We start from the raw sequence: 23,135 nt of genomic DNA on the forward strand, positions 1-23,135 counted from the left end.
TTTAGCAAAAGGAGATTTCTACAACCATGATGCGCATCCTGCTGTTTTTGGCCACTAACCTGGCGGTCGTGCTGATTGCCAGCATCACCCTGAGCCTTTTCGGCTTCAACGGGTTCATGGCGGCCAACGGGGTTGACCTCAACCTCAATCAGCTGCTGATTTTCTGTGCGGTCTTTGGTTTCGCCGGTTCCCTGTTCTCGCTGTTCATCTCCAAGTGGATGGCGAAGATGAGCACCAGCACCCAGATCATTACCCAGCCACGCACCCGTCACGAGCAATGGCTGCTGCAAACCGTCGAGCAATTGTCCCGCGAAGCCGGGATCAAGATGCCTGAAGTCGGGATTTTCCCAGCCTACGAAGCGAACGCATTCGCCACCGGCTGGAACAAGAACGACGCGCTGGTCGCAGTGAGCCAGGGTCTGCTCGAGCGTTTCTCACCCGATGAAGTGAAAGCCGTACTGGCCCACGAAATCGGCCACGTGGCCAATGGCGACATGGTCACGCTGGCATTGATCCAGGGCGTGGTGAACACCTTCGTGATGTTCTTCGCACGGATCATCGGTAACTTTGTCGACAAGGTGATTTTCAAGAACGAAGAAGGCCAGGGCATTGCCTACTACGTGGCGACCATTTTCGCTGAACTGGTCCTGGGTATCCTGGCCAGCGCCATCGTCATGTGGTTCTCGCGCAAACGCGAATTCCGCGCTGACGAAGCCGGTGCACAACTGGCCGGCACGGCTGCGATGATCGGCGCCCTGCAACGCCTGCGTGCGGAACAGGGACTGCCGGTGCACATGCCTGACACTCTGAACGCGTTCGGCATCAACGGTGGCATCAAACAGGGCTTTGCCCGCATGTTCATGAGCCACCCGCCGCTGGAAGAGCGTATCGATGCGCTGGCTCGTCGCCGGGGCTGAGAGATTCCCTGATAAACAAGAAGGCCCGCAGTGATGCGGGCCTTTTTTGCCAGCTTGAACAAGGACTGCTCGCAAAGTAGCTACAGCAGTCGCTAAAAATTACCGGGTGGACACCCGATACACCCGCTCTTCAAGTCGCGTAACGCCTGCCTCCAGAAACTTCCCGCTCTCGCTCAGCACGTCCTGATCTTCCAGGATTTTTAGCGACCATGCCTGGCCAAACAATCGCTTCACTTCGTCATCCAGCACGGCAAACGGTGGGCCGTCCATTTGAGCCTGGTCATAATCGAGCGTGATCAAAAGCCCATGGCAATCCTTGGGCAGGATCCGCTTCAAATGCGTGGCATATTGCTCGCGCATCGAAGGCGGCAGCGCAATCAATGCGGCCCGGTCATATAACGCAGCGCAATCAGCCACATCGCCGGCTGTCAGCTCGAAGAAGTCACCGCACCAAAGCTCAATAGAGCCTGCGCGATAAACCTTGAACGGCCCCTGCTCGCTGACGACAGGATCAAAGTGATGCTCGCTGAAAAAGTCCTCGATGGCCTTTTCCGACAGTTCGACGCCCAGAACCTCGTGCCCCTGATGAGCGAGCCACAACACATCCAGACTCTTCCCACACAAGGGCACCAGAACGCGACTGCCCTCTTCCAGGCCCAACGCCGGCCAGAACCGCTGCAGATAAGGATTCACTTCCAGCAGATGAAAGCCGATCTGATTCGACGCCCATCGCTTGTGCCAAAACTCCGGCTGCATAAATAACCCCGAAAATTCGATCAAAACACCCTAAAACTTATATTAGATTTAGATCAATGATCTGATTGAAGATGGTGCCATCTTAACTCTCAGGAGCTCGTCTATGTTCCCCAGTCTGTACATATCCCATGGTTCTCCCATGCTAGCCCTGGAACCCGGCGCCAGCGGGCCCGCCCTGGCTCGCCTGGCGGCAGAGATGCCGAAACCCAAAGCCATCGTGATTGTATCTGCGCACTGGGAGAGCAATGAACTGTTGGTCAGCGGTAATCCACGACCTGACACCTGGCATGACTTCGGCGGCTTCCCCAAAGCCTTGTTCGAAGTTCAGTACCCAGCACCCGGCAATCCACAACTGGCTGCCGAAGTCGTCGAACTGTTGAAGGCCAGCAACCTCCCCGCCCGCATCGACCCTGACCGACCTTTCGATCACGGTGTCTGGGTACCCCTGTCACTGATGTATCCACTGGCGGATATTCCGATCGTTCAGGTTTCCCTGCCCACCCGTGGCGGCCCAACCCTGCAGACCCGCGTCGGCCATGCCCTGAGCAGCCTGCGTGCGCAAGGCGTTTTACTGATCGGTTCAGGCAGCATCACCCATAACCTGCGGGAACTGGACTGGCATGCCGGTCCCGAGAGCGTCGAACCGTGGGCGCAGGCATTCCGCGACTGGATGATCGAGAAGCTTGCGGCCAATGATGAATCAGCCCTGCACGATTATCGACAACAAGCACCGAATGCCGTGCGCAACCATCCCAGCGACGAACACTTGCTGCCGCTGTACTTTGCCCGCAGTGCCGGCGGTCAGTTCAGCGTCGTCCACCAAGGATTCACCATGGGCGCACTGGGCATGGACATCTATCGTTTCGGTTGATCCGCCAGGCCGATTCGTACCGGTCAAGCCAAGCACAAATCAGCAGGCAAAAAAAATCCCCGAACCAGTCGGGGATTTTTTATGTGCGATCAATCAGCCCGAAAGCGGATCAATCTTCGCGGTAGCGACGCAGCTTCAACTGCTTACCGGCAACGCGAGTGTCCTTCAGCTTGGTCAGCAGACGCTCCAGACCATCTTCCGGCAGCTCAACGAGGCTGAAGCTGTCACGAACCTGGATGCGACCGATGGCTTCACGAGCCAGACCACCTTCATTGAGGATGGCGCCCAGCAGGTTCTTGGCAGCGATGCCATCACGCGCGCCCAGCGCGGTACGGCAACGAGCACGGCCTTCGGCCAGAGGGATTGGTGCGCGACGCTCGCGGTCACCACGCTCAGGACGATCACCGGAACGCTCTGGACGATCGCCACGTGGTGCGTTGTTCGGCACCAGTGGACGCTCTTTCTCGATAGCGGCCAGGTTCAGCGCTTGACCGTTGGTCGCCTTGCGCAGCAGGGCTGCGGCCAAGGCACGCGGGCTGCAACCGATATCGGCAGTCAGGCGATCCAGCAGATCACCATGGGTCGATTCAGCTTCAGCCACCAGCGGCGAAAGGCTGTTGGTCAGTTTCTTGATGCGCGCGTCCAGAACGGCTTGAGCGTCCGGCAGACGAACTTCGGCAACTTTCTGACCGGTTACACGCTCGATGACCTGCAGCATGCGGCGCTCACGTGGAGTCACCAGCAACAGCGCGCGACCTTCGCGACCGGCACGGCCAGTACGGCCGATACGGTGAACGTAGGACTCCGGGTCGTACGGCATGTCAACGTTGAACACGTGAGTGATGCGCGGAACGTCCAGGCCACGAGCAGCAACGTCGGTCGCCACAACGATGTCCAGACGGCCATCCTTGAGGGAGTCGATCACACGCTCACGCTGGTTCTGGGCAATGTCACCGTTCAGCGCAGCGGCTTTGTAGCCTTTGGCTTCCAGGGCACTGGCCAGGTCCAGGGTCGCTTGCTTGGTACGCACGAACATGATCAGCGCGTCGAAATCTTCCACTTCCAGCAAGCTGAGAACGGCAGAAGTCTTCTGGTCAGCGTGAACCAACAGGTGAGCCTGTTCGATCGCGGTAACGGTCTGGGTCTTGCTTTGGATCTTCACATGCTTCGGATCGCGCAGGTGGCGCTCAGCGATGGCACGGATCGATTGTGGCAAGGTGGCCGAGAACAATACGGTCTGACGGGTTTCCGGCATGGCCTTGAAGATAACTTCCAGGTCGTCCATGAAGCCCAGCTTGAGCATTTCGTCGGCTTCGTCGAGAACCAGGTGGTTAACGGTGGCCAGTACTTTTTCGTCGCGACGCAGGTGGTCGCACAGACGGCCCGGAGTGGCGACAACGATCTGTGCGCCATTACGGATTGCTTTCAGTTGTGGGCCCATCGGCGCACCGCCGTAGACAGCCACAACAGTTACGCCCGGCATTTGCTTGGCGTAGGTTTCGAAAGCGGTTGCAACTTGTAGCGCCAACTCACGAGTTGGGGCCAGGATCAGAGCTTGCGGCTCGCGCTTGGACGGATCAATGCGGTGCAGGATAGGCAGGGCAAAGGCAGCGGTTTTACCGGTACCGGTTTGCGCCTGACCAATCATATCGTGACCGGCGAGAATGATCGGGATCGACTGCTGCTGAATGGCCGAAGGCTCTTCATAGCCGGTAGCGACTACTGCAGCGACAATATTGGGATGAAGTTCAAGAGCGGCGAAGCCGCCGATTTCCTGGGTCATGGGTCTGCCTCTAAGTGCATCCGCAAAGACCCATGCTCCAAAGCTGCGCATGCCGTGTTGAGACTCAAGAGTCGCCCTGGCAGCTTTGTCGGCGGGGATTTGCGAAAACGAATGAATGAAAAGAATCGTCAAGGAAGAGTCCGCGATGCGGACGTGCAGCCGAAGCTGACTTCGGGGAATTGCTCTACCTAAACGCGGCCCGGCTAAAGGCCGGCGCGCACTATACCGGAATTTGCTGAAAAAGGGAGCTTTTTTTATCGCAAAACTCCCGCGCACGGCGTTCTGTCACAGGCTTTGCGGATAATCTGACAAGCGTCTATTTTTCAAAGGCCCGGCCCAGCGGGCGATGGCGCTAAAACGGTTCATCTTGAACAGTCAGACCGTCGGTCCGACTGCCCTTCCCGCCCGAGGAAATGCACCATGAAAGAGCTCAACACCAGCCGCGTGAGCCGTGAAAAGCGTGGTCATGTCCTGATGATCGGCCTGGATCGGGTCGCCAAACGCAACGCCTTCGATCTCGACCTGCTCAACGAATTGAGCCTGGCTTACGGCGAGTTCGAGGCTGACAGCGAAGCGCGGGTGGCGGTGGTCTTCGGCCATGGCGAGCATTTCACCGCCGGGCTGGACCTGGTCAATGCCAGCGCCGCGCTGACCGAAGGCTGGCAGACACCGCCCGGTGGCTGCGATCCGTGGGGGGTGTTCGCCGGACCGAGAGTCAACAAACCGGTGATTGTCGCCGCGCAAGGCTACTGCCTGACGATCGGCATCGAGTTGATGCTGGCCGCCGATATCAACCTGTGCGCCAGCAACACCCGTTTTGCGCAAATGGAAGTGCAACGCGGCATATTTCCCTTCGGAGGTGCCACCCTGCGCCTGCATCAAGTCGCAGGCTGGGGTAACGCGATGCGCTGGATGCTGACCGGGGACGAATTTGATGCCCATGATGCCTTGCATCTTGGGTTGGTACAGGAAGTCATGGCCAGCGAGGATTTGCTGCCACGGGCGATCGAGTTGGCCGAACGAATTGCCCGACAGGCGCCGCTTGGGGTTCAGGCGACGTTGATGTCTGCCCGACAGGCGCGATATGAAGGGGAAACGGCGGCCGCGCAAGGGTTGCCGGCGCTGGTGAAGAAGCTGATGAGCAGCGAGGATGCCCGGGAGGGTGTTTTGTCACTGGTGGAGCGACGGCCCGGAGTCTTCAAAGGCGTGTGAAATGTGTGTTGGCTTCCATGGCTTCATCGCGGGCAATCCCGCGATGAAGTCCGGTCGAGCAATAAATCAGGTCGCCGGCCGAATCGCCTTGATCAACGACTGCAACGAGTATCCCAACCGCGGCGCCAGCCCTTCGGCCCGGGCGATCAGGCCGTCCATGTCCAGTTGCTGATCCAGGTCCGAAGGCACGATCAGAATCACGTTGCCCTCCTTTACCGGCAACTCCCAGTAATGCCGATGATAAAGCCCGCGCAACAACGCAGCACCCAATGGCTTGCCATCATCGGTGGCCCACTGATTGATCACCAGCCATCCGCCCGGATTCAGGCGTTTCTGGCAGTTTTCCAGGAAAGACCAGGCCAGGTGCCCGACGCCGGGACCGACATCGGTATACAGGTCGACAAAAATCAGGTCCGCCGGCTCGGCAGTGTCGAGCAGCTCAAGCGCGTCACCCACACGGATGTACAGGCGCGGATCGTCATCCAGCCCGAGGTATTCGATGGCCAGACGCGGCACGTCAGGGCGCAACTCGATGGCTTCGACATCCTCCAGCGGCAGGAACTTGAGGCACGCCTGGGTCAGCGTCCCGGCACCGAGGCCGAGAAACAGTGCGCTTTCCGGCTGCTCGTGGCACAGCGCACCGATCAGCATCGCCCGGGTGTAGTCATACTCGAGCCAGCTCGGATCGGCCGTGAAGACGCAGCTTTGTTCGATGGCATCACCGAATTCGAGAAAGCGGTAATCGGCCACTTCCAGCACGCGAATCACGCCAAATTCGTCCTGCACCTCGGCGAGCAGATGCTCGACGCGCTCCTCAGTCATTTCGTCTCCTGATCGTCACCGGGCCCGGCAACGCAATAACACCGCGAACAGGGCGCGGCAAAGGCGCGATTGTCCGCGAAGCGACGGGAACAGGTCACGCACTAATTGCTGATAACATGGATGTCCGAGCGTAAAACATTAGAGACCGCGATGAGCCAACCCTGGAGCCCTGACAGCTGGCGCGCCCTGCCGATCCAGCAACAACCCCAATACCCCGACGCGGCGCATTTGCTGCAAGTCGAGCAAACCCTGGCCAGCTACCCACCACTGGTGTTTGCCGGTGAAGCCCGGGAGTTGCGCCGTCAGTTTGCCGAGGTGACCCAGGGCCGAGCTTTTCTATTGCAGGGCGGCGACTGCGCCGAAAGCTTTGCCGAGTTCTCCGCGGCGAAAATCCGCGACACCTTCAAGGTGCTCCTGCAAATGGCGATTGTCATGACCTTTGCCGCCGGCTGCCCGGTGGTCAAGGTCGGGCGCATGGCCGGACAGTTCGCCAAGCCACGCTCGGCCAACGACGAAACCATCGACGGCGTGACCCTGCCGGCCTATCGGGGTGACATCGTCAACGGTATCGGTTTCGACGAAAAGAGCCGCGTGCCGGATCCGGAGCGCCTGCTGCAGTCCTACCACCAGTCCACCGCCACCCTGAACCTGCTGCGCGCCTTTGCCCAGGGTGGGTTTGCCGATCTGCATCAGGTACACAAGTGGAACCTGGACTTCATCGCCAACTCGGCCCTGGCGGAAAAATACAGCCACCTGGCCGACCGCATCGATGAAACCCTGGCCTTCATGCGCGCCTGCGGCATGGACAGTTCGCCGCAACTGCGCGAGACCAGTTTCTTCACCGCTCACGAGGCGCTGTTGCTGAACTACGAAGAAGCCTTCGTTCGTCGCGACAGCCTGACCAACGACTACTACGACTGCTCGGCGCACATGCTGTGGATCGGCGACCGCACCCGTCAGCTCGATGGCGCCCACGTCGAATTCCTGCGCGGGGTGAACAACCCGATCGGGGTCAAGGTCGGCCCGAGCATGAACCCTGAAGACCTGATTCGCCTGATCGACGTGCTCAATCCGGACAACGATCCGGGCCGTCTAAACCTGATTGCGCGCATGGGCGCGAACAAGGTCGGCGATCACTTGCCGCAGCTCATCCGCGCCGTACAGCGTGAAGGCAAGCAAGTGCTGTGGAGTTGCGACCCGATGCACGGCAACACCATCAAGGCCAGCAGCGGCTACAAGACCCGTGACTTCGCGCAGATTCTTGGCGAAGTGAAGCAGTTCTTCCAGGTTCACGAAGCCGAAGGCAGTTACGCCGGCGGCATTCACATCGAGATGACCGGGCAGAACGTTACCGAATGCATCGGGGGTGCGCGGCCGATTACCGAAGACGGTTTGTCTGATCGTTACCACACCCATTGCGATCCACGGATGAATGCCGATCAATCGCTGGAATTGGCGTTTTTGATTGCCGAGACCCTGAAGCAGGTTCGGCGCTAATTCGCGTCGCCCCCATCGCTGGCAAGCCAGCTCCCACAGGATTTACGTCGTTGGGCAATAATGTGTACGACGCAACATCTGTGGGAGCTGGCTTGCCAGCGATGCCCTCAGATCAATCACCGCAAATGCTGGCCAATGCCACCCGCAACCTGTCCGCACTCACCCGCGGGCAATTCAACTGAACCTGTGCCAACCCCAGCCAATCGGCCATCTGCCGCAGATTGACCGCCAACGCCAGCATCCCTTCGTCATCCAGCCCTGGCTCTTCTTCATGCACGGCGTGTACTGCCAATCGACCAGCCGCCCGCTCGGCGCGCAGATCGACCCGCGCGGCAATCCGTTCGTTGTGCAGGAAGGGCAAGACGTAATAGCCGTAGACCCGCTTGTCCTGCGGCGTATAAATCTCCAGCCGATAGCGAAAGTCGAACAGGCGTTCGGTGCGGCTGCGTTCCCAGATCAGTGAATCGAAAGGTGAAAGCAAGGCGCTGGCCTCGACCTTGCGCGGCACCTTGGGCTCCGGCAGGCAATAGGCTGGCTGGCGCCAGCCCTGGACTTCGCAGGTGAGCAATTCACCGGCCTCGACCAACTCCGCCAGACGTGGGCGGCTGTCAGCGGGATTCAGGCGAAAGTAGTCGCGCAGGTCCTTTTCCGTGCCGACGCCCAACGCTGTCGTGGCATGCAACAGCAGTCCGCGCTGGGCTTGCGCCTCATCAACCCGTGGCTGCGCAAGAATCGCCGAGGGGATCACCCGCTCCGGCAAATCATAAAGCCGTTCGAACCCGCGTCGGCCGGCCACGGTCACTTCACCGGCGGCGAACAACCATTCCAGCGCATGCTTTTCCGCACTCCAGTCCCACCACGGCCCGGCCCGCTCCTGGCGGGTCGACAGACTGCCGGCCCCCAGCGCGCCCTGCGCCTCGACGGAGGCCAGCACCCGGCGAATGACGTCCTGCTGCTCACGACCAAAACGCGCCAGTTGTTGATAAATGTCTTCGCCACGACTCGCACGCTGCATGCGCCAGCGCATCAACGAATACATCGACAAGGGCAGTAAAGAGGCCTCGTGCCCCCAGTATTCGAACAGCGTTCGGCGTCGGCCCTGACTCCAGGCAGCCTGGTCGAGCACGTCGCAAGGGTAGTTTCCAAGGCGGGAAAACAGCGGAAGGTAGTGCGAACGCACCAAGGCATTGACCGAGTCGATTTGCAGAATGCCCAGCCGTTCGATCAGACGGTTGACCTGAAGCGGCTTGATCGTCGCTGGCGACTGCCGCCCGTTGAACCCTTGGGCGGCCAGCGCCAGACGCCGAGCCTGTTTGAGGGTAAAGGACAACGTTGCGGGCATGGGCATCTCCTTGTCTGCTCGCAACCTACCTCACCGGTAAGTGGTTTGTGTAGCGTGGCACTCATCATTTATGCATCGGGTCGTTCCAGAATGGCTTGACCGACTCGAACTCGACATCCGCACGACTCATGCCGATGTCTTTCAGCGCTTCATCACTCAGGCTCGCCAGCAGTTCGCGTTCCTTGTGCAGTTCGTACCAGCGACTGAACTTGTGCAGCAGATCGGATACCAGGTGGATCGAGTGTTTTTCTACCGCTGGATATTCATGTTGACCTTTCATCTTGTTGCCCTCCGTTTTGGATGGCTCCAGTCTCGCGCCGGGACTAAGATCAATCCAACGAATGTTTCTGATGTCACATATCTCGGAGATTGATGAATGTCCGCCTACCCGAGTATCGACACCGAAGTACTGCGTACCTTCGTCGCGATCGCCGATCAGGGCGGCTTTACCCGTGCGGGAGAATTGGTCAATCGCACCCAGTCGGCCGTGAGCATGCAGATGAAGCGGCTGGAAGAAGATGTGTTGCAGCGCCAGTTGTTCCAGCGCGACGGTCGGCAGGTTCGGCTGACAGCGGAAGGCCAGGTTTTGCTCGGGTATGCCCGGCGCATCCTCAAGCTGCACAGCGAAGTCTTCAACACCTTGCGCGAGCCGCACATGGTCGGCACGGTACGGATCGGTACTCCGGACGATTACGTGATGCGTTTTCTGCCGGGGATTCTGCGCCGGTTTGCCCAGTCCTATCCGCTGATCCAGATCGAAGTGCACTGCGAGTCGTCCAAGCAATTGCTGATGCGCCAGGACCTCGACCTGTCCATCGTGACCCGCGAACCGGGCAGTGAAATCGGCCAGCTACTGCGCAAGGAACGCTTCGTCTGGGCCGAAGCCCAGTGTTTCAGTGCCCACGAACAAACCCCGTTGCCGCTGGCGATGTTCAACAGTGACTGCTTCTGCCGCTTGTGGGCCTGCAATGCCCTTGATGCCATGGGCCGCGATTATCGCGTGGCGTACAACAGCGACAGCTTGTCGGCGATCATGGCGGTGGTCAGCGCCGGCCTGGCGGTGACCGCGCAACTGGAAAGCCTGATCACGGCGGACATGCGCATCCTCGGTGAGGCCGAAGACCTGCCGGTCCTGCCCGAGGCCAGCATCATGCTGGTGCGCAACCTGCACACCCCGTCACCGATCACCGAATGCCTGGCCGACCACATCGTCGAAGGCTTCAAACTTTAAAGGCGAGCATCACCGCGCAGCACACCAGGAAGCCGCAGAACAATCCACGCAGCAACCGCTCGGGCATGGCGTGGGCGATTCTCACCCCCCAACTGATGCTCATCAGGCCACCGATCGCCAGCGGCACTCCAATCATCCAGTGCACTTGATGGTGTACGGCATAGGTGACCAGCGTGACACCCGTGCTGGGCAGTGCCAGCGCCAGCGACAAGCCCTGCGCCACCACTTGAGTCGTGCCAAACAGACTGGTCAATACCGGCGTCGCCACGACCGCACCACCTACGCCAAACAACCCGCCCATGGTCCCGGACGCCGCGCCGAGCACACCCAGCCAGGGCCATGAATAATTCATCTGCGCCGAGGCCGGCGCGCTGGCGGTGAACATGCGCACCAGGTTGTAGGCCGACAGGGCAACAAGAAACGCGACGAAGCCAATCCGCATGATTTGCGCATCAACGCCCACGGCCCAAATCGAACCGATCCAGGCGAAACAGAACCCCATCGAAGCCAGCGGCAACGCGTGGCGTAACTCGATGCGGTTGCGTTGGTGGTAACGCCACAATGCCAGCATCACATTCGGCACGACCATCACCAACGCCGTCCCTTGGGCAATCTGCTGATCCAGACCGCAAAACACACCCAGCAACGGAATGGCAATCAAGCCTCCGCCGATACCGAAAATTCCGCCAAGGGTTCCCAGGGCTGCGCCGAAGACCAGATACATCAGAAACTCAATCACAGCAGTTTTTCCCTTTAGGTGAGGCGACTCATCCTACGCAGTTGGTTCTGGCTCGGAAACGCACAGCAACGCACAATGGCTACGCCAATTTCGCACAGGCATTGAACCCACATGAATCCGAATCAATTGACTGATCAACTGGGCCTGTTTCTCGACGTGCTGGAAACCGGCAGCTTTTCTGCGGCATCCCGCCGGCATCCGCTGACGCCTTCGGCGGTGGCCCGGCGCATCGATAGCCTGGAAAACGCCGTCGGCAGCCAGTTGTTCATCAGGAGTACCCACGCGGTGCGCGCCACGCCGGCCGGCATGGCCTTTGCCGAGCGCGCGCGACGAATCGTCGCCGAGTTGCGCCTGGCCAGGGCGGAAGCCGTCTCCCTCAGCAGTGCGCCGGAAGGTTTGATCCGGGTCGATGCGCCGGCCGCGTTCGGTCGCCGGCATCTGGCGCCGGTGATCGCCGATTTCTTGATGCTTTACCCCGGCCTCGATGTGCAATTGCACTTGATTGACAGTTTTGTCGACATGCAGGGCTTGAACCTTGGCAAGGTCGATCTGGTCCTGCGCGCCGGGCTGATGGCCGACACCCGGCTGGTGGCCACGCCGCTGGCGAGCATGATGCGCATCGCCTGCGCCAGTCCCGACTATTTGCAGCGCCGGGGCGTTCCCACCGATCCGACTCAGTTGATTGACCATGACGGCCTCGATTGGGATGGCTTGGCTCCCCCCTTCGCGTGGCGTTTCGAGCGAGACGGTCAAATGCAATTGCATCGCCCTTCGCGAGTGCGCATGAGCGCCAACAATGCCGAGGCGCTGGTCTGCGGCGCACTGGCCGGATTGGGTATTGCGCATTTGCCGACCTGGCTGGCCAGTGAATACCTGCTGCGCGGTGAACTGTTGCCATTGTTCTGCGAGAACGGCCTGCCGAAACCCGAGAGCTCCGGGATCTATGCCTTGCGCCTGGAACAACAACCCAATTCCCGCAGCCGCTTGCTGCTGGAGTACCTGAAAAGCCGTTTCAGCCCGATCCCGCCTTGGGATCAGGTGCTGCAAACCCACTTGGGGCGCCACTAGTCGAGAATTGTCTGGCGCATTAAAGATTCGCCCGCTAGATTCTGAAGATCACTGATCAAGGCTTTGACATGACCACCGAGCGCGACACCCCGGATAACTGCGACAACCTGCTGCTGGACAATCAGGCCTGCTTCGCCCTGCACTCCACTTCGTTGATGATGACCAAGGTCTACAAGCCTTTGCTCCAGGCGTTGGGCCTGACCTATCCGCAGTACCTGGCGATGATGGTGCTGTGGGAACGGGACGGTTTGACCGTAGGCGAAATCAGCGCACGCTTGCTGACCGATCCTGGCTCGCTCACGCCACTGCTCAAACGCCTGGAGACTGAAGGTCTGCTCAGTCGCACCCGCAGTCGTGAAGATGAGCGCGTGGTGATCGTCGAACTCACCGCCAAGGGCCGCGCCTTGCGCGACAAAGCCCGTAACATCCCCCAATGCATCCTCGGCGCGAGCGGCATGACGCTGGAGCGCTTGCAAAAACTGCAGGCGGAGCTGCAAGCGCTGCGTCATCACCTGCAAGAAAGCCTGATTTAAAAGCACCTTCACCTGCCTGTGGAAACCTGAATCCTGTGGAAGCCGGGCTTGCCCGCGATGGCGGTATGTCAGCGCCATTGATGTCGACTGACAGGACGCTATCGCGGGCAAGCCACTCCTCCCACAAGAATCGCCTGGGTATCTGAAATCTCGGCCACAAAAATTTTTTGCGACTCGCCTTTCCCCTCCTGCGCCTCTAAATCAAGCCTTCCAGCCAATTCGGCCGCCTCGACGCGATCTCTGAATAGATCTTTCTTAAAAATTTATATTGCGCACTAAATATTTGCGCGATACATTCACCACGCACTTACTTAGCGCGCAAACATTTAGCGCAATCAATCAAACCCGAACGAGGCTTTCACCATGCAAACTCTCTACACCGCAATCGCAACTTCCACCGGTGGCCGTGACGGCCGTGCGGTTTCCAGCGACAACATCCTCGACGTCAAACTCGCCACCCCGAAAGAACTCGGCGGTGCCGGCGGCGCAGCAACCAACCCTGAGCAACTGTTTGCAGCCGGCTACTCCGCCTGCTTCATCGGCGCACTGAAATTCGTCGCCAGCCAGACCAAACGCAAAATCCCGGATGACGCATCGATCACCGCCCATGTCGGTATCGGCCAGATCCCTGGCGGCTTCGGTCTGGACATCGACCTGCACATCAGCCTGCCGGGCCTTGAACAAGCCGACGCGCAATCCCTGGTCGACGCGGCCCATCAGGTCTGCCCGTACTCCAACGCCACCCGCGGCAACGTCGATGTGCGCCTGCACGTCACCGTCTAACCGCTGATTGCCCAGGCCCGAACAGGAAATGAACATGAACACTTTCAGCAAAGTCTTGAGCGGCACCCTTCTCGCCTTTTCCATCCAGAGCGCATTTGCCGGCGACGTTGAACACAACACCCAGGCATTCCTCGATGTGCTCAATGCCGGCACCGGCAAACCGATGGAGCAAATGACACCTGCCGAAGCACGCGCCGTACTGGTGGGTGCGCAGGCCGGGGTGAAGCTGTCGCTGCCAAAAGCCGATGTCAGCCAGAAGACCATTCAAGTCGACGGCCAGCCGCTGAGCCTGACCATCGTCCGGCCGGCCGGGGTCAAGGGCGAATTGCCGGTGTTCATGTTCTTCCACGGCGGTGGCTGGGTACTGGGAGACTTCCCGACCCACGAACGACTGGTGCGTGACCTGGTTGTCGGTTCGGGTGCGGCGGCGGTGTTCGTCAACTACACCCCGTCACCGGAAGCGCATTATCCGGTGGCGATCAACCAGGCTTACGCCGCAACCCAGTGGGTGGCCGAGCACGGCAAAGAGATCAACGTCGACGGCAAACGCCTGGCTGTGGCCGGCAACAGCGTCGGCGGCAACATGGCGGCCGTGGTCGCGCTGATGGCCAAAGACAAGGGAACGCCGGCGATCAGGTTCCAGGTGCTGCTGTGGCCGGTGACCGACGCCAACTTCGAGACGGGTTCGTACAACCAGTTCGCCGAAGGGCACTTCCTCAGCAAAAACATGATGAAGTGGTTCTGGGACAACTACACCACCGACGCGAATCAACGTAACGAGATCTACGCCTCGCCGCTGCGGGCCACCCCTGCGCAACTCAAGGACCTGCCACCCGCCCTGGTGCAGACGGCCAGTGCCGATGTCCTGCGCGATGAAGGTGAAGCCTATGCGCGCAAACTCGACGAGGCTGGCGTGCCGGTGACCTCGGTTCGCTACAACGGCATGATCCACGACTACGGTTTGCTGAACGTGGTGAGTCAGGTGCCGGCGGTGCGTTCGGCGATGCTGCAGGCTTCGCAAGAACTCAAAGCGCACCTGAAATAAAAAACCAGTGGGGAGCCTGCTCGCTCCCACAAGGGTGCAGACACAAAAAAGCCCGACTCAATGGTCGGGCTTTTTCATTCCTGAAGCTGTGCTTATTTGGCACGGCCTTTGTAGGAACCGCCTTCGCGGGTATCGATCTCGATCATGTCGCCGATTTCGATGAAGTCAGCAACCGACAGCTCGGTACCGTTCTTCAGTTTGGCAGGCTTCATCACCTTGCCGGAAGTGTCACCGCGAGCGGAACCTTCGGTGTAGTCAACCTGACGCACGATGGTGGTCGGCAGCTCTACGGAAACCAGACGGCCTTCGAAGAACACGGCTTCGCAAACGTCGGTCATGCCTTCTTCGATGAACGGCAGTACGCTTTCGATGTCTTCAGCGTTCAGCTCGTACATGGTGTAGTCGGTGGTGTCCATGAACGTGTAGGAGTCGCCGCTGATGAAGGACAGGGTCGCTTCTTTGCGGTCGAGGATCACGTCGTCCAGTTTGTCGTCGGCGCTGTAAACGGTCTCGGTCTTGTAACCGGTCAACAGGTTTTTCAGCTTGGTCTTCATGATCGCGCTGTTACGACCGGACTTGGTGAATTCAGCTTTCTGAACCAGCCAAGGATCGTTGTCGATACGGATCACGGTACCGGGTTTGAGTTCTTTACCAGTTTTCATTGCGAATATCCGAATTTGGATGGGATTTACAAAAATCTAGGCCGCGTATCATATCCAATTTAGGTAAAACTGTACCAGCGCCGTGGCAAGATCAGCCTGCAAGGCTTGTTCCAGACACCACGCCTGGGCGTTTTTTTCCAGCTCTGGCCAGTGTTTGCGGGTCGATCGCCAGTGATCGGTCATTTTCTCACCGGCATTCCAGGCCCGCCAGAGACCGCTGATCGCCTCGCCAGCCGGTCCGGAAAGGCCCTTCACATAGAGCGCAAGGAAGGCTTCCAGCTTGTCCAGATGGATATCCTCGTCCTGCTGATAGATGTGCCAGAGCATCGGTCGCCCCGCCCATTGGGCACGGACGAAAGAATCCTCGCCGCGCACCGCATTGAAATCGCAGCTCCACAGCAACAGGTCATATTGGTCCTGCCGGACGAACGGCAGCACTTGCACGGTCAAGGCATCGCGCACATGCACGGCGCCCGCCGCCAGCCCCTCCACCCCGAGCCAACACTCGACATCGCCAAGAATCCGCCCTTCCGGTACCAACAGGTGAGTGGGTGTCGCGTCACCCGCTATGGCATCCAGCCAACTGGCCAGCCCGGTATTTTCGTAGGCAAACAACGAAATCAACTGAGCGCCTGGCGCACGATCGACTCCCAGGCCTTGAAGGAACAGTCGTTGCGCTTCGGGATCTTGTTGAAATTGCTGACGCCGCTCCAGCAGACCGCTTTCACGCAGCAAGCCACCGGTGCCCTGGTTGAACCCCGGGAAGAAAAAGAACTTCTGCACCTGCTTGTATTTCACCGACGGCAAGCCATGGCAGCTGACGACCCAATCCTCGGCGCTCAGATAATCGAGGTTCATCCACAGCGGTGGTTTTTCCCGTTCGGCCATGGCCTCCATGTAGGCAGCCGGCAATTGACAGGCGAACGCGGCGATCACCACATCGGCGGCCTCAGTGGGCTGCCAGTCGCTCATCCACTGCCGCACCTCGACACCTTGCTGCCATTGCTGCGACGCATGAATGTCGATTTGCGGGCAAAGGCGCTCGAAGGCGCGCAGATCATCGACCCACAAACGCACCGCCAGCGAATGCTCGGTGACCAGTTGTCGGGCCAGGCGCCAGGTCACACCGATGTCGCCGAAGTTGTCGACCACGGTGCAAAAAATATCCCAGCGGGTTTTCGTTTCAGGCATTCCAGGCTCCCGTTGGCAAAAGCGCCGATTGTCCGCATAAATTACCCCGCGCAGAAGGGCCGACGGCGATTAATCTTCATGCGACAATCGCCACTCGCCCGCGCCCATCGCCAGGAGGCAGCCATGCCCTACCGTCCCAACCCGCGCCGCCCGTTGCTCATTCAGCTCAACACCTTGCAACTGAGCGGCAGCATCGCCCTCGGTTTGTGGCTGGGGTTCATCGCCATCGCGCTGACCTGCTGGCTCGCATCACACTTTTTGTTCAAAGAGCAATTGGCCCCCGTGGCCCAGGCGGTGCAGCAACTGGCCTACCCGCCCGTTGCACAACCGGTGCCGGACATTCCCCCACAGAGCCCGCTGTTCGAACAATACGAAGAGAACCTGCGCAAGAACGAGCAGGCACAACGGCTCGATCAGGCTCGCAGCAGCACTCGCAATCTGTCGAACCCCAAGTGCCAGTTCTGGCTGCAACAGGACCACACCGCACCGAGCGAGAAAAGCCGCGCCAACGTTTTGCAATTCTGCGATTGACCATGAACAAACAAACCGTCCACCAGCTGATTCTCGACAAGTTGCGCGTTGATCTCGACATCGCCGAACGCGCCGCACAGACCGCTTACGAAACCGCGACCCACGAAGAAAACATCGCCGAAAACAAGTACGACACCTTGGGGCTGGAGGCGTCCTATCTGGCCGCTGGCCAAGCCAGGCGTGTCGAAGAAATCAGGCAATCGCTGGCGCTGTGCCAAAACCTGATACTGCGCCCTTATGACCAGCGGCGCGGTATTGAAGTCGGAGCGCTACTGGGCCTGGAGGACGAAAAGGGTCGCGAGCAATGGCTGTTTCTGGCACCTGATGCGGCGGGCCTGAAGGTCGATCTGGTGGGGCAACTGATTACCGTCATCACCCCGCGCTCACCGCTGGGCAAAAGCCTGCTGGGCAAATTCGAGGGCGATGAGGTGGAGATTCAGGTGGCGGGCGCTCGGCAACAGTTTGCTGTCACCGAGGTCGTATAAACAGGCTTAGTGGACCGGCAATTCGACGCCGTCGAACAGCTCTTCCAGCTCTTGCTTGTTGTGGCATTGGATGGCCTTGGCCATGACTTCGCGAGTCAGGTGCGGGGCGAATTTCTCGATGAAGTCGCACATGAAACCACGCAGGAAAGTGCCGCGACGGAAACCGATCTTGGTGATGCTGGATTCGAACAGCTCACTGGCATCGAGCACCACCAGGTCGCTGTCGAGTTTGGTGTCGACCGCCATTTTCGCCACGATGCCCACGCCCAGTCCAAGGCGGACATAGGTCTTGATCACGTCAGCGTCGGCCGCGGTGAACACCACTTTCGGCGTCAGGCCGCGATGACTGAACGCTTCGTCGAGCTTCGAACGGCCAGTGAAACCGAACACATAGGTCACGATCGGGTATTCGGCCAGCGCTTCGAGGGTCAGCTTCGACAGCTTGGTCAGCGGGTGACCCTGGGGCACGACCACACAGCGGTTCCAGCGATAGCACGGCATCATGACCAGATCGCCAAACAGCTCCAGCGCTTCAGTGGCGATGGCGAAATCCACGGTGCCGTCGGCGGCCATTTCGGCGATCTGCATCGGCGAACCCTGATGCATGTGCAGGGCCACGTCAGGGTATTGCTTGATGAAATTGCTGATCACCGGCGGCAATGCATAACGCGCCTGGGTGTGGGTGGTGGCGATCGACAGGGTGCCTTTCTTCTCGTTGGAGAATTCCTGGGCTATCTGCTTGATGCTTTCCACCTTGCGCAGAATCTCGCCAGCGGTGGTGATAATGCGCTCGCCGGCCGGGGTGACGCGGGTCAAATGCTTGCCGCTGCGGGCGAAGACCTCGACGCCCAGTTCGTCTTCCAGCAGTCGAATCTGTTTACTGATGCCCGGTTGCGAGGTGTAAAGGCTTTGGGCGGTAGCGGAAACGTTGAGGTCGTGGTGCGCCACTTCCCAGATGTAGCGCAGTTGTTGAAGCTTCATATGAATCCCTCAAAGCAAATAGACGCCACGGGCATCAGCGACGGTATATAACTATATTAATGGCTTGAAGAATAAATCTAGAACTTTTTTATCAAACTGCCACTATTCGTGTTCTAGCGATCCCCTTGGCGACGACGCTGCACCAGCGGCACCAGATAGACCGGCACCTGCGCCAGTTGCAACACGCGCGCGGCGGTGCGCCCCAAAGGCGTTTCCGCCCCAGCAACGTGACTGTGACTACCTAGGATCAGCAAATCGACCGAGAGTTTCTGCGCCTGGTCCAGAATCACCTGTGACGGGTCGCCCTGCAGCACCCGCACCGCCCGAATCCGCTCCAGATCCTGAGCGCCCTCATCCCCCAACTCTTCACGAAAGCTGTCGAGCACCTGCCGTTCGATGTTGGCAATGACCGTGTTCAGGCCCTGACTGTGAAACTCGTTCAACGCCTGCTCGTCGAGATAACTCTGCAGCACCGATTCGGCAAACAGCCCCATGGGCTCAACCGCGTGCACCACGTAGAGGTCGGCATTGAATGTCCGTGCCAATGCCAAGGCATGCTGCATCACCAGTGGTGCGTAGAGGCCGAGGTCAGTGGCATACAGCATCGAATGAATCATATGACCTCCTCGAGTGCCAATATGGCGGAGATTGATTCAGCTTAGCAGTGCCCAGCCGGGTACGACGCCCGGCGTAACATGTTGAACGGCGGGGTTTAAACCTTTTGCTCGTTGCTGATGCCGTGGGGCACATGCCCGGTGGCAACGACTTCGCGGGCCAGTTCGCAATGACCGGCCTGATCGTCGAAGAACACGTCAGCGGCAAAGGCTTCGAGAAAGGCTGACTTGGTCAGGCCTCCGAGGAACAGTGATTCATCCAGACGAATGTCCCACTCTCGCAATGTGCGGATCACCCGTTCATGGGCCGGTGCCGAGCGCGCAGTCACCAGGGCCGTGCGAATCGGACAGGCGTCGTCCGGGAACTCACGCTGCAATAAATTGAGCGCCGCGAGGAACCCCTTGAACGGCCCTCCGCGCAATGGCTCACGGGCGGCTTCGCGCTCGCTGGCCTGGAACGCTTCCAGACCACCGGCCTGATAGACGCGCTCCGATTCGTCGGAAAACAGCACCGCATCACCGTCAAAGGCGATGCGCAATTCATCGCTGGCCGCGCGACTGGCGCCTCCCGACAGAATGGTCGCCGCGGCGAAGCCTGCGTCCAGCGCGTTGCGCACGTCTTCGGCATGGGTCGACAGAAACAAATCGCAACCAAACGCCTTGAGGTATGGATAGGGGCTACGCCCCCCGACAAAGGCTGCGCGGGAAATCGCCAGGCCATAGTGATGGATCGAGTTGAACACCCGCAGGCCGGTGTCGGCACTGTTGCGCGACACCAGGATCACCTCGACCCGGGCGCGGCCGAGGCTGGTATTGAGATTGAGGAGTTTTTGCACCAACGGAAAGGCATCGCCCGGCTCGAGGATTTCGTCCTCATGTTCGATCTGGTATTGCCGGTAGGCCTCGACGCCACTCGACAGGTAGACCTTGTGGCTTTCACTCAAGTCGAACAACGCGCGCGAAGAAATCGCCAGTACCAGCTTGTCGTCAATTGCCTTTGGCATGCCCTTCCCCCTTGGTTGATCGACTCAGGTGTTACGTCGATCGATAAAACTCAAACTGCGATACAAGGCCTCGATGCGTGGCATTTCACATCCCGCCGCTTTGGCGGCGGCCAGTGGACGGGCATAAATGGCGGCCAGTTCCAGCGGGCGCTTGTGCAGGAAGTCGTGATACATGCTTGGCCAGTAATCGGGCATTTTTTCGGTGACCATGAACAGATGCTCGGCATAGCCCGCCGGCACATCATGCCCGCAAGCGATGGCCCCTTGAACCACTTCGGCCATCAGCGCCTTGATCAGCTCGCGGCTGTCGGGATCGGCCATCAACGGTGTAGTGCTCGCCCCGAGTAAAACCGACAGACCGTTATACGGAATATTCCAGACCAGTTTTTGCCAGCGCGCCTGGTGCAGGTTCGCCATCGCCTGGGAATCGATACCGGCGGCACGGAACAGTCCGACACCTTCCTCGACAATTGCCGCACGCGCCGCCTCATTGGCTGCGGGGCCGCTGTGGTAGCCGACATGCACCGCGCCGAGCGCCTGATGGGTAATGACACCCGGACCTTCGCGATGCACACAGATGTAACAAAGCCCGCCGAGCACATGCAGCGAATCGGGGAGTAACTCACGCAGGCTGTCTTCGACGTCCAGGCCGTTTTGCAGCAGCAATACCTTGGCGTTCGGCGCGGCGGCCTGAAGTATGGCTGGCGCCAGGTCCGCATTGCTGGTGGTTTTCGCGCCGATCAGCAGCCAGTCACACGGCGGCATGTCTTCAGCCGTCGAATAGGCCTGGACCGGGTTCAAAGTCATGGCCCCGTAGGGCGCGCTGTCGACGTGAAGCCCGCGTTCGGCCACCGCGGAAAATTCGCTACGCAACAGGAAATGCACATCAAAACCGGCACGCGCCAGCATCACACCGTAAAAACCGCCGATTGCACCGGTTCCGATAACACCGATTGTCGGTTTGGCAACTGCCCCCATCATGGCAACTCCTCTGCTGTTCGACTCAGCGCCTTGCGTACCGCCCGATTGAGTTCGGTGGCGGTCAGGCGCGAGTTCAATGCCCCGAAAAACTCACCGTCGCGTACGACAAACAGCGCCGGCAAATGAAAGACCTGATAACGCGCGACCACTCCACCGTTATTGCCGGCATCGATCCAGCACAGCCGATCGACGGCCAGATCCAGCGACGGCAATTGTTCACGGGCAAAACGGCAACTGGAGCAGCCTACGCTGGTGAATATCACCAGTGAAACGCCGCTCATCGTCAGCAGCCTTTGGTCGGCGTCGAAATCAGTCAGTTCCAATTCGACCACTATACTGGGGGAAACAATGTCAGATGGCCGACACATGGAGTCCGTGTTCATGGGACGTTTTATTCCTCATCCTGACGAAGTGCCCGTTGAATTGACGTTGCTGACACCTGAGTGTATTTCACGGCAACAGCTGAACACTACCAGCCTCGGGGGCATGGCTTGCAACTATCACCGCGCCTGGCGACATGGCACGGCCCTGGAAGTGCGCATGCCGACCGTGAACCCCGACCTGCGATTTCTGGGCTACGTCGCGTGGTGCTTGCGACGCAAACACGGCTATCTGGTGGGCATTGCCTTCGTCGACGAGCAGACGCTGTTCAGCGCGCGGATGGGCGAGCAGGTGTGCCAGATCGAGCGCTTCTGCCGCCAGCATGACGCGCACAATGACCTGCAGGAAGTTCAGGCGCTGGCCCTCGAATGGGTTCAGGAACACGCCGACGAGTTTTCCCACGACACCGTGCGCCAGGCATTTGCACAGTCAATGCTGGATTAAAGCCATTGCTGCCCATTGTCGAGCCACGGTGTAACGCGCTAAGGTTCCGCTCCCCGACGCGCTTAATTTGCTGTGCTCCGCCGCGCGGGTTCGCTGGCGGCCGGCACCCGTGACCTGACGAGTAAACGATGGCTGATTTACCGATCAACGACTTAAACGTCGCCTCCAACGAGACGCTGATCACTCCCGACCAGCTCAAGCGTGACATTCCACTGAGCGACGCTGCCCTGCGCACCGTCACCAAGGGCCGCGAAGTCATTCGCAATATTCTTGATGGCACGGACCACCGCCTGTTCGTGGTCATCGGGCCGTGCTCGATCCACGACATCAAGGCCGCCCACGAATACGCCGAGCGCCTGAAGGTGCTGGCTGCCGAAGTGTCCGATACCCTGTATCTGGTCATGCGTGTGTATTTCGAGAAGCCACGCACCACCGTCGGCTGGAAAGGCTTGATCAACGACCCGTACCTGGACGACTCGTTCAAGATCCAGGACGGTCTGCACATCGGTCGTCAATTGCTGCTGGACCTGGCCGAAATGGGCCTGCCAACCGCCACCGAAGCACTCGATCCGATTTCCCCGCAATACCTGCAGGACCTGATCAGTTGGTCGGCGATCGGCGCGCGCACCACAGAATCCCAGACTCACCGCGAAATGGCTTCCGGCCTGTCCTCGGCCGTCGGCTTCAAGAACGGCACCGATGGCGGCCTGACCGTGGCCATCAACGCCCTGCAATCAGTTTCCAGCCCGCACCGCTTCCTGGGCATCAACCAGGAAGGTGGCGTGTCGATCGTGACCACCAAGGGCAATGCCTACGGTCACGTGGTGCTGCGCGGTGGCAACGGCAAGCCGAACTACGACTCGGTCAGCGTCGCCCTCTGCGAGCAGGCGCTGAACAAGGCGAAGATCAAGCCGAACATCATGGTCGATTGCAGCCACGCCAACTCCAACAAGGACCCGGCCCTGCAACCGCTGGTGATGGAGAACGTCGCCAACCAGATCCTCGAAGGCAACAAGTCGATTATCGGCCTGATGGTTGAAAGTCACTTGAACTGGGGCTGCCAGGCGATCCCGAAAGACCTCGCCGACCTGCAATACGGCGTGTCGATCACCGACGCCTGCATCGACTGGTCTGCCACCGAAAACACCTTGCGCAGCATGCACGCCAAACTCAAGGACGTGCTGCCTAAACGCGATCGCACCTGATCGCGCCATTGGCGGCAGACAAAAAAACGCCGGGCTGAGCCCGGCGTTTTTTTATGC

The 23,135-nt window shown here is 59.6% G+C and carries 25 protein-coding genes and 1 pseudogene; 13 read left to right on the forward strand and 13 right to left on the reverse strand.

What is annotated here, in order from left to right:
- The first annotated feature begins 26 nt into the window (after positions 1-26).
- Positions 27-917, forward strand: a complete 891-nt coding sequence (gene htpX / locus ACVWYU_RS14470; RefSeq protein WP_047527200.1) for a protease HtpX — start codon at positions 27-29, stop codon at positions 915-917.
- Positions 918-1,016: 99 nt separating this feature from the next.
- Here htpX and ACVWYU_RS14475 read toward each other — a convergent pair whose 3' ends face one another.
- Positions 1,017-1,673: a thiopurine S-methyltransferase gene (locus tag ACVWYU_RS14475; protein ID WP_457372961.1), complete on the reverse strand. Its 657-nt coding sequence runs from the start codon at positions 1,671-1,673 to the stop codon at positions 1,017-1,019.
- A 103-nt stretch (positions 1,674-1,776) separates the two neighbouring features.
- Between ACVWYU_RS14475 and ACVWYU_RS14480 the strand changes: the two genes are divergently transcribed.
- A complete protein-coding gene (locus tag ACVWYU_RS14480; protein WP_457372962.1) occupies positions 1,777-2,544 on the forward strand; it encodes a DODA-type extradiol aromatic ring-opening family dioxygenase in 768 nt (255 codons plus the stop codon).
- A 109-nt stretch (positions 2,545-2,653) separates the two neighbouring features.
- Here ACVWYU_RS14480 and ACVWYU_RS14485 read toward each other — a convergent pair.
- Positions 2,654-4,361, reverse strand: a pseudogene (locus tag ACVWYU_RS14485) (DEAD/DEAH box helicase).
- A gap of 386 nt (positions 4,362-4,747) precedes the next feature.
- Here ACVWYU_RS14485 and ACVWYU_RS14490 point away from each other — a divergent pair.
- A complete protein-coding gene (locus tag ACVWYU_RS14490) occupies positions 4,748-5,539 on the forward strand; it encodes a crotonase/enoyl-CoA hydratase family protein (RefSeq protein ID WP_090318096.1) in 792 nt (263 codons plus the stop codon).
- A gap of 66 nt (positions 5,540-5,605) precedes the next feature.
- Here the strand turns inward: ACVWYU_RS14490 and ACVWYU_RS14495 are convergent, their stop codons facing one another.
- Positions 5,606-6,361 (reverse strand): spermidine synthase, encoded by a 756-nt coding sequence (locus tag ACVWYU_RS14495; protein ID WP_390959624.1) that lies wholly within the window; start codon positions 6,359-6,361, stop codon positions 5,606-5,608.
- Positions 6,362-6,511: 150 nt separating this feature from the next.
- Between ACVWYU_RS14495 and ACVWYU_RS14500 the strand changes: the two genes are divergently transcribed.
- Complete coding sequence (locus tag ACVWYU_RS14500; protein ID WP_090318089.1) at positions 6,512-7,858, forward strand: class II 3-deoxy-7-phosphoheptulonate synthase; 1,347 nt, start codon at positions 6,512-6,514, stop codon at positions 7,856-7,858.
- Between the two features lie 112 nt (positions 7,859-7,970).
- Here the strand turns inward: ACVWYU_RS14500 and ACVWYU_RS14505 are convergent, their stop codons facing one another.
- Entirely contained in the window at positions 7,971-9,200 is a 1,230-nt protein-coding gene (locus ACVWYU_RS14505) for a winged helix-turn-helix domain-containing protein (RefSeq protein ID WP_457372963.1), read from the reverse strand.
- Positions 9,201-9,264: 64 nt separating this feature from the next.
- Entirely contained in the window at positions 9,265-9,480 is a 216-nt protein-coding gene (locus ACVWYU_RS14510; RefSeq protein WP_090318083.1) for a DUF1127 domain-containing protein, read from the reverse strand.
- A 96-nt stretch (positions 9,481-9,576) separates the two neighbouring features.
- On the opposite strand from ACVWYU_RS14510, the gene ACVWYU_RS14515 reads away from it, so the two are divergent.
- Positions 9,577-10,431, forward strand: coding sequence for a LysR substrate-binding domain-containing protein (locus tag ACVWYU_RS14515; protein WP_390959617.1), 855 nt, complete (start codon positions 9,577-9,579; stop codon positions 10,429-10,431).
- Here ACVWYU_RS14515 and ACVWYU_RS14520 read toward each other — a convergent pair.
- The gene (locus ACVWYU_RS14520; RefSeq protein WP_090318081.1) at positions 10,421-11,170 is read right to left on the reverse strand and encodes a sulfite exporter TauE/SafE family protein; all 750 of its coding nucleotides are present in this window, start codon (positions 11,168-11,170) and stop codon (positions 10,421-10,423) included. The two genes, ACVWYU_RS14515 and ACVWYU_RS14520, sit on opposite strands and share 11 nt — an antisense overlap.
- A gap of 111 nt (positions 11,171-11,281) precedes the next feature.
- On the opposite strand from ACVWYU_RS14520, the gene ACVWYU_RS14525 reads away from it, so the two are divergent.
- From ACVWYU_RS14525 to ACVWYU_RS14540, 4 genes are all read left to right on the forward strand, one after another.
- Positions 11,282-12,238 carry a LysR family transcriptional regulator gene (locus ACVWYU_RS14525; protein WP_457372964.1) on the forward strand — a complete coding sequence of 319 codons (957 nt, stop codon included), beginning with the start codon at positions 11,282-11,284 and terminating at the stop codon, positions 12,236-12,238.
- Positions 12,239-12,306: 68 nt separating this feature from the next.
- Entirely contained in the window at positions 12,307-12,771 is a 465-nt protein-coding gene (locus tag ACVWYU_RS14530; RefSeq protein WP_457372965.1) for a MarR family winged helix-turn-helix transcriptional regulator, read from the forward strand.
- Positions 12,772-13,134: 363 nt separating this feature from the next.
- The gene (locus tag ACVWYU_RS14535) at positions 13,135-13,554 is read left to right on the forward strand and encodes an organic hydroperoxide resistance protein (protein ID WP_111449024.1); all 420 of its coding nucleotides are present in this window, start codon (positions 13,135-13,137) and stop codon (positions 13,552-13,554) included.
- A 34-nt stretch (positions 13,555-13,588) separates the two neighbouring features.
- Positions 13,589-14,599, forward strand: coding sequence for an alpha/beta hydrolase (locus tag ACVWYU_RS14540; protein WP_457372966.1), 1,011 nt, complete (start codon positions 13,589-13,591; stop codon positions 14,597-14,599).
- Between the two features lie 92 nt (positions 14,600-14,691).
- Here the strand turns inward: ACVWYU_RS14540 and efp are convergent, their stop codons facing one another.
- Both efp and earP read right to left on the reverse strand, forming a co-directional pair.
- Positions 14,692-15,261, reverse strand: a complete 570-nt coding sequence (efp, locus tag ACVWYU_RS14545) for an elongation factor P (protein WP_008057003.1) — start codon at positions 15,259-15,261, stop codon at positions 14,692-14,694.
- Positions 15,262-15,309: 48 nt separating this feature from the next.
- Positions 15,310-16,452: an elongation factor P maturation arginine rhamnosyltransferase EarP gene (earP, locus tag ACVWYU_RS14550; protein ID WP_457372967.1), complete on the reverse strand. Its 1,143-nt coding sequence runs from the start codon at positions 16,450-16,452 to the stop codon at positions 15,310-15,312.
- Between the two features lie 123 nt (positions 16,453-16,575).
- On the opposite strand from earP, the gene ACVWYU_RS14555 reads away from it, so the two are divergent.
- Positions 16,576-16,983, forward strand: a complete 408-nt coding sequence (locus ACVWYU_RS14555) for a hypothetical protein (protein WP_457372968.1) — start codon at positions 16,576-16,578, stop codon at positions 16,981-16,983.
- Positions 16,984-16,985: 2 nt separating this feature from the next.
- Entirely contained in the window at positions 16,986-17,468 is a 483-nt protein-coding gene (locus tag ACVWYU_RS14560) for a GreA/GreB family elongation factor (protein ID WP_090318069.1), read from the forward strand.
- 6 nt (positions 17,469-17,474) lie between these two features.
- Here the strand turns inward: ACVWYU_RS14560 and cysB are convergent, their stop codons facing one another.
- The 5 genes from cysB to ACVWYU_RS14585 form a co-directional block, all read right to left on the reverse strand.
- Positions 17,475-18,449, reverse strand: coding sequence for an HTH-type transcriptional regulator CysB (gene cysB / locus ACVWYU_RS14565; protein WP_007899921.1), 975 nt, complete (start codon positions 18,447-18,449; stop codon positions 17,475-17,477).
- Between the two features lie 113 nt (positions 18,450-18,562).
- Positions 18,563-19,066: a universal stress protein gene (locus ACVWYU_RS14570; RefSeq protein ID WP_090318066.1), complete on the reverse strand. Its 504-nt coding sequence runs from the start codon at positions 19,064-19,066 to the stop codon at positions 18,563-18,565.
- A 95-nt stretch (positions 19,067-19,161) separates the two neighbouring features.
- Entirely contained in the window at positions 19,162-20,067 is a 906-nt protein-coding gene (locus ACVWYU_RS14575) for a 5'-nucleotidase (RefSeq protein WP_090318062.1), read from the reverse strand.
- Positions 20,068-20,091: 24 nt separating this feature from the next.
- Positions 20,092-21,048, reverse strand: coding sequence for a putative 2-dehydropantoate 2-reductase (locus tag ACVWYU_RS14580; RefSeq protein ID WP_247255440.1), 957 nt, complete (start codon positions 21,046-21,048; stop codon positions 20,092-20,094).
- Positions 21,045-21,431: a thioredoxin family protein gene (locus tag ACVWYU_RS14585; protein WP_248916228.1), complete on the reverse strand. Its 387-nt coding sequence runs from the start codon at positions 21,429-21,431 to the stop codon at positions 21,045-21,047. The genes ACVWYU_RS14580 and ACVWYU_RS14585 overlap by 4 nt, the downstream gene beginning before the upstream one ends.
- On the opposite strand from ACVWYU_RS14585, the gene ACVWYU_RS14590 reads away from it, so the two are divergent.
- Both ACVWYU_RS14590 and ACVWYU_RS14595 read left to right on the forward strand, forming a co-directional pair.
- A complete protein-coding gene (locus ACVWYU_RS14590; RefSeq protein WP_247255438.1) occupies positions 21,430-21,873 on the forward strand; it encodes a PilZ domain-containing protein in 444 nt (147 codons plus the stop codon). The two genes, ACVWYU_RS14585 and ACVWYU_RS14590, sit on opposite strands and share 2 nt — an antisense overlap.
- Positions 21,874-22,001: 128 nt before the next feature.
- Entirely contained in the window at positions 22,002-23,078 is a 1,077-nt protein-coding gene (locus ACVWYU_RS14595; protein ID WP_090318048.1) for a 3-deoxy-7-phosphoheptulonate synthase, read from the forward strand.
- The last annotated feature ends 57 nt before the right edge of the window (positions 23,079-23,135 follow it).

It is taken from the genome of Pseudomonas sp. TE12234, assembly GCF_054061835.1.

Excerpts from the sequence above, each read along its gene's own strand:
- ACVWYU_RS14525 (WP_457372964.1), top strand. The coding sequence starts at position 11,282 with ATGAATCCGAATCAATTGACTGATCAACTGGGCCTGTTTCTCGACGTG.
- ACVWYU_RS14570 (WP_090318066.1), bottom strand. The coding sequence starts at position 19,066 with ATGATTCATTCGATGCTGTATGCCACTGACCTCGGCCTCTACGCACCA.
- efp (WP_008057003.1), bottom strand. The coding sequence starts at position 15,261 with ATGAAAACTGGTAAAGAACTCAAACCCGGTACCGTGATCCGTATCGAC.
- htpX (WP_047527200.1), top strand. The coding sequence starts at position 27 with ATGATGCGCATCCTGCTGTTTTTGGCCACTAACCTGGCGGTCGTGCTG.
- ACVWYU_RS14515 (WP_390959617.1), top strand. The coding sequence starts at position 9,577 with ATGTCCGCCTACCCGAGTATCGACACCGAAGTACTGCGTACCTTCGTC.
- ACVWYU_RS14505 (WP_457372963.1), bottom strand. The coding sequence starts at position 9,200 with ATGCCCGCAACGTTGTCCTTTACCCTCAAACAGGCTCGGCGTCTGGCG.
- ACVWYU_RS14530 (WP_457372965.1), top strand. The coding sequence starts at position 12,307 with ATGACCACCGAGCGCGACACCCCGGATAACTGCGACAACCTGCTGCTG.
- earP (WP_457372967.1), bottom strand. The coding sequence starts at position 16,452 with ATGCCTGAAACGAAAACCCGCTGGGATATTTTTTGCACCGTGGTCGAC.
- ACVWYU_RS14555 (WP_457372968.1), top strand. The coding sequence starts at position 16,576 with ATGCCCTACCGTCCCAACCCGCGCCGCCCGTTGCTCATTCAGCTCAAC.
- ACVWYU_RS14480 (WP_457372962.1), top strand. The coding sequence starts at position 1,777 with ATGTTCCCCAGTCTGTACATATCCCATGGTTCTCCCATGCTAGCCCTG.
- ACVWYU_RS14540 (WP_457372966.1), top strand. The coding sequence starts at position 13,589 with ATGAACACTTTCAGCAAAGTCTTGAGCGGCACCCTTCTCGCCTTTTCC.
- ACVWYU_RS14535 (WP_111449024.1), top strand. The coding sequence starts at position 13,135 with ATGCAAACTCTCTACACCGCAATCGCAACTTCCACCGGTGGCCGTGAC.
- ACVWYU_RS14475 (WP_457372961.1), bottom strand. The coding sequence starts at position 1,673 with ATGCAGCCGGAGTTTTGGCACAAGCGATGGGCGTCGAATCAGATCGGC.
- ACVWYU_RS14585 (WP_248916228.1), bottom strand. The coding sequence starts at position 21,431 with ATGAACACGGACTCCATGTGTCGGCCATCTGACATTGTTTCCCCCAGT.
- ACVWYU_RS14590 (WP_247255438.1), top strand. The coding sequence starts at position 21,430 with ATGGGACGTTTTATTCCTCATCCTGACGAAGTGCCCGTTGAATTGACG.
- ACVWYU_RS14510 (WP_090318083.1), bottom strand. The coding sequence starts at position 9,480 with ATGAAAGGTCAACATGAATATCCAGCGGTAGAAAAACACTCGATCCAC.
- ACVWYU_RS14580 (WP_247255440.1), bottom strand. The coding sequence starts at position 21,048 with ATGATGGGGGCAGTTGCCAAACCGACAATCGGTGTTATCGGAACCGGT.
- ACVWYU_RS14595 (WP_090318048.1), top strand. The coding sequence starts at position 22,002 with ATGGCTGATTTACCGATCAACGACTTAAACGTCGCCTCCAACGAGACG.
- ACVWYU_RS14495 (WP_390959624.1), bottom strand. The coding sequence starts at position 6,361 with ATGACTGAGGAGCGCGTCGAGCATCTGCTCGCCGAGGTGCAGGACGAA.
- ACVWYU_RS14500 (WP_090318089.1), top strand. The coding sequence starts at position 6,512 with ATGAGCCAACCCTGGAGCCCTGACAGCTGGCGCGCCCTGCCGATCCAG.
- ACVWYU_RS14560 (WP_090318069.1), top strand. The coding sequence starts at position 16,986 with ATGAACAAACAAACCGTCCACCAGCTGATTCTCGACAAGTTGCGCGTT.
- ACVWYU_RS14575 (WP_090318062.1), bottom strand. The coding sequence starts at position 20,067 with ATGCCAAAGGCAATTGACGACAAGCTGGTACTGGCGATTTCTTCGCGC.
- ACVWYU_RS14490 (WP_090318096.1), top strand. The coding sequence starts at position 4,748 with ATGAAAGAGCTCAACACCAGCCGCGTGAGCCGTGAAAAGCGTGGTCAT.
- cysB (WP_007899921.1), bottom strand. The coding sequence starts at position 18,449 with ATGAAGCTTCAACAACTGCGCTACATCTGGGAAGTGGCGCACCACGAC.